This window comes from Frigoribacterium sp. RIT-PI-h (assembly GCF_001297205.1).
GTDB lineage: Bacteria > Actinomycetota > Actinomycetes > Actinomycetales > Microbacteriaceae > Frigoribacterium.
Map to the genome: position 1 here is coordinate 1 of NZ_LHOZ01000115.1, position 1,228 is coordinate 1,228.

Below are 1,228 nucleotides of genomic sequence, written 5' to 3' on the forward strand. Positions count from 1 at the left end.
CCACCCCCGACACCACCAGCCCCCGCGGCCCCGTCACCACCATCGCCGAGCAGGTGACCGAGTTCGACCAGGGCTTCACCGCGCAGATCGGCCCCGAGTTCACCGCGGTCTTCGACGACGAGCAGAGCGCCCTGCGCGAGGCCGGCGTGCCCGACGACGCCGTGAAGCCCGGCGACACCGTCGTCGAGGCGACGCTGCTGACACCCCAGGGCACCGAGGTCTCGCTCGCCGAGACCGTCGGCGAGGGGCCGGCCGTGCTCGTCTTCTACCGCGGCGCCTGGTGCCCGTACTGCAACCTGACGCTCAAGACCTACCAGGCCGAGTTGCTGCCGCGCCTCCGGGAGCGCGGCGTCGCGCTCGTCGCGATCAGCCCCCAGACCCCCGAGGGCTCCGAGGCGTCGGTGACGAACGGCAGCCTCGAGTTCCCCGTGCTGTCCGACCCGGGCAACGTGCTCAGCGGCGCCCTCGGCATCCGCACCGCACCGAGTGCCGATGCCCGCGCCGTCCACACCCAGCTCGGGTTCGACGTCGCCGACAGCAACGCCGACGCGACGGGCGACATCCCGTTCCCGACCGTGCTCGTCGTCGACCACGACGGGGTGGTCGTCTTCGCCGACGTCCACACCGACTACACGACGCGCACCGAGGTGGACGAGATCGTGGCCGCCCTCGACCTGCTGGAGTCGCGGACGGCCTGACGGCGCCGGCCGGCTCGCGGTCGGCCCGCGTCCGTCAGCCTGCGGCGCCCGCCGCCGTGGGCACCGGCCACACGTAGTCGAGGTCGGCGGGTTCTCCCGGGAACACCCCGGCGTAGAACTCCGGAGCCTTCGCGAGCAGCTTCGAGCGGTGCGACCGGTGGACGTCCTCCCGGCCGAACCAGGGCGGCAGCTCGAACTCGCCCGCACGGTACGCCGCGGCGTCGGCCGGCACCTCGTCGAGGGTCGCCAGGGTCTTCTCGAGACACGTGTCGGCGAACCCCCGTGCGGCCCAGGCCGCACAGGTCTCGGCCTGGTACGCCATGAGCGCCGGACGATGCCCCCGCCACATCGCCGTGACCGGGTGGCTCTGCCAGCCGTAGCCGGGCACGACGAGTGCCCGCATGACCTGAAGGGTCTCGACCCGCTGCTTGCCGAGTCGGCGGTCGTCGAGCACCTCGACGCTGGCTCGCAGGTCCGCGTACGGGAGGAAGGTCTGCATCGGACCAGCCAACACGCCCGAACCCCGGGCG

Annotated in this window: 2 protein-coding genes; one reads left to right on the forward strand and one right to left on the reverse strand. The window is 73.0% G+C overall.

Going from position 1 to position 1,228, the window contains the following annotated elements; all coding sequences use genetic code 11:
* Positions 1–698: peroxiredoxin-like family protein (locus tag AEQ27_RS15245; protein ID WP_369813667.1), on the forward strand; the 698-nt coding region annotated here is incomplete at its 5' end.
* A gap of 34 nt (positions 699–732) precedes the next feature.
* Here the strand turns inward: AEQ27_RS15245 and AEQ27_RS15250 are convergent.
* Positions 733–1,228: MSMEG_6728 family protein (locus AEQ27_RS15250; RefSeq protein WP_235451124.1), on the reverse strand; the 496-nt coding region annotated here is incomplete at its 5' end.